At 35.9% G+C, this 3,263-nt stretch carries 2 protein-coding genes; both read right to left on the reverse strand.

Annotated elements, in window-relative coordinates; genetic code table 11:
- Positions 1-229: 229 nt before the first annotated feature.
- Entirely contained in the window at positions 230-1,459 is a 1,230-nt protein-coding gene (locus GNE10_RS33240; protein WP_185570318.1) for a polysaccharide pyruvyl transferase family protein, read from the reverse strand.
- A 24-nt stretch (positions 1,460-1,483) separates the two neighbouring features.
- The gene (locus GNE10_RS33245; protein ID WP_185570319.1) at positions 1,484-2,935 is read right to left on the reverse strand and encodes an MOP flippase family protein; all 1,452 of its coding nucleotides are present in this window, start codon (positions 2,933-2,935) and stop codon (positions 1,484-1,486) included.
- Between the last annotated feature and the right edge of the window lie 328 nt (positions 2,936-3,263).

Genomic DNA, 3,263 nt, shown 5'->3' on the forward strand with positions numbered 1-3,263 from the left:
GTATTTTTATTTCTGTATAGAAAATTAAAATACTTTTGTAATCACCTTCTATGATAAAACTTTTCAGGCTTGTGAATTTATTAATACATAAGAAAACAAAGTTTGCTATGCCATTGAAAGTAGTGAGAAGCAAGAATCCTGATTTTAAACTCCAATTAACCTGTGAAGTTTAGCCTCTGCATTCTTAGACTTCTCGCTATTGATTACTAAATGGCAAATCTTGTGACTTCTATTTTAAAATCTCCGAAATCATATCAAAGTTAGCTGCTGCTGCTTGCTTAGTTTGTGGTAGTACTTGATTTAGCCGATTGGCCACTTCGTGACGTTTATTCCAACAGTTAACTATAGTTTCACAAGCTACATCGGCATTGAGAAATTGTTGAATTGAAATCAGTAATTTATGATCGTGAAGTGCTTCTGAACCAAAAAGATCCAACATAATTCCTTCTGCCTTCACTGAATAACCAACTGGGAGAGTGCAGATACCACTGGAAAGTCCAGCGATCGCCGGGTGCATTCTTTCGGCTACAATCATGTCGCAGGCTGCTATTAATCCTTTAAACTCTGACGCAGTATGATCTGCACCTGCAAGTCGAACATCTAAATGATAATCAAGAGCTTTTAACAATTGCGTGGCAAAGATGCGATCGTCATTATTAGCATTGATTTCTTGAACGTGAGGAATAATCAATACCTGCGCCCGGAATTCGTTAACCATTAGCTTGATTACCTGACACCAAACATTAATATGTTTTTCATAATCTTGAGCAGCATAACGGCAAATACCTTGACTAGGTGCAATGGCAATTTTAGGCCTATCTTGGTCAATACCGTAGCTTCTCAAAATTTTAGCTACCATCTCTGGAGATGGCGGTTTCAATAAAAAAGCTGGATCGGCAGTGTGTTTTACTAATGAAGGATCTAAACCTAAATCTTTAGTTACATATTTGTAAGAAAGTTGTTCGCGGACTGTAACTAATTTAGAACGACGAGCAACTTTCAACCAAGCATCCACTTCTTTCTGAGTCTTGAATGGCCCAATTGATTGAGCGAGAAACACAACAGGTACACCAGCTTCCAAAGCTATATTTAATGGTAATAAATGCCGATCTAATCTTCCATAGTCAGAACTGAATACATCTCCTCCAGAAGCGATAGCAATTGATGATTGACGGATTCTTTCTACATTGGATTGATAATTAGCTGACAAAGGCTTATAAAACTGAGAAAAAATATTACGTAACTTGTGCAGCTTTGTTTTGTTAGCATTTCTCAGATAATCTTTAATTGTCTGCGAGCCAAAAACCTCTAGCCGGATTTCGTCATAATCAGGTGAATCAGTCAATACATTTATACCTAAATTAGGTTGACGTTCTAGTAACTGTTCAATGGTAGGAACGACTAACGCTTCAACACCTCTATTACGTAACCCAGTGATTCCCGTAATAATTGCATTCATGATGATTTTTATCCTTCTAGTGAGTTAACGGGAAATATTGACTACTTGCCAAAATAGTTTTGGTGCAATCAAGAAAATCGATAAAACGTATACTATTATGCCTACAGCTATGGAAATAGCTAATATTACAGGAGGACTAATTAAGTTAATCAAAAAGTATTTAACACTAAAGATACTCATTAGCATAATTATTGTTCCTGCTAAAGGAACAGCACCTTGACGCAGATAAGTCCATATATCAATATGAATTAACTTCCAAACTACCCACACATTAAGTGGTGCCATTAAATAACCTCTAATCACATAAGCTGCTGCAACTGCAATAATTCCCCACCTAACTGCTATAGCAAAGGCAATAACATTGCTGACAGCTTGTATGAAATCTAAACCTAACTTCCAAGAAGGTTTTCCAACAGCCATAATCACAGAACCGTTGAAATAAAAATAAGCATAAAGAATACCAATCAAATTCAAAACTTGCATCACTGGAATACTTGGCGACCACTTTTGCCCAAATATCACCGTTACTATTTCAGGTGCTAATATGACTGTGGCTAAAAAACCCGGAAAAGTGATCAAGCTTGTCATTTGGATCGCTTTATAAAGCGCATTGCGTAATCTTTCGGGTTCTTGCTGTAATCTCGAAAAGGTAGGAAGGGATACTTTGACAATAATGCTAGTCAGTAACTGTGTGAGAATGAGGAGTAAACGATAGGCAACACTGTAATATCCTAATGCAACAGAACCCAGGAAATAACCAATTAAAAAATCATCAGAGCGACGGTTTAAGAAGTTAAATAAATTCATTCCCATTACATTCACTCCAAAGCTAAATAGTTCCTTGAAGTGTTTTTGGGAAAATCTCAATCCTGGACGCCAATCGCTAACTGACCAAAGCACCAAAACTTGTACAAAACTATTGGTTAATTGCTGACCGACTAGACTCCAAACTCCAAATCCCATAAACGCCATAGTTACGCCTACTATACCGCCAATAACTACCGCTATTAATGAGCGTATTGCAAGAGATTTGAATGCTAGTTTCCGCTGAAAAGTTGCTTCTTGAACGCTACTAAAAGCACTGATGATAAAGCCTAAAGATAAACAGCGGATGATTGGCGTAATCTGTGGTTCCTTGAATAAATTAGCAATCAATCCAGCACAAGCAATACTGAGTATAGCTGCTAGTCCACTGACTCCTAAATTAGTCCAAAAGGCAGTGTCTAAATGTTCTTTTTCTATATCTTGGCGTTGGACGATCGCTTGAGAAAGACCTTGGTCGAGAAAAACTTGTAAAAAATTTAAAAATATGGTAGAAAGAGCAATCAAGCCAAATGTTTCTGGCCCTAGCAAGCGTGCCAGTATTAAGAAAACCCCAAGAGAAACGATTTGACGCCCCCAACTGTCTAGAGCAGACCAAAATACTCCCTTAACAGCTTTTTGTCGTAAATTTGATGAATCTTTGGGTGATTGCATTATAATAAAATTTTTCTACGGAATAACCTAATTTTGTGAGTTTTAGCTTCGTGGATCTTAATAGTTAACTAAAGTATTTATTTAAATTTAGGTTACTGATACATTTTGGTTTTTATGTATAGTTACTAACAAAAATTGTTCATCTACAACGAACATAATAAAATACATAATAACCGTCATATCGTCTATAAAAAAATATTTTTTAGCCTCCAATCAACAATCTTGGAAGACCTTACCATAATAATATTTTTGCAGATTGGTAATCATTAAGCAAACTGTAACATAAAATTTGTTCATAAATTTATGGAATTTTTATACAAAGTAATTT

The sequence above is a fragment of the Nostoc sp. 2RC genome, from assembly GCF_014222165.1.
Lineage (GTDB): Bacteria > Cyanobacteriota > Cyanobacteriia > Cyanobacteriales > Nostocaceae > Nostoc > Nostoc linckia.

Coding starts and splice junctions, on each gene's coding strand:
- GNE10_RS33240 (WP_185570318.1), bottom strand. CDS start 1,459: ATGAATGCAATTATTACGGGAATCACTGGGTTACGTAATAGAGGTGTT.
- GNE10_RS33245 (WP_185570319.1), bottom strand. CDS start 2,935: ATGCAATCACCCAAAGATTCATCAAATTTACGACAAAAAGCTGTTAAG.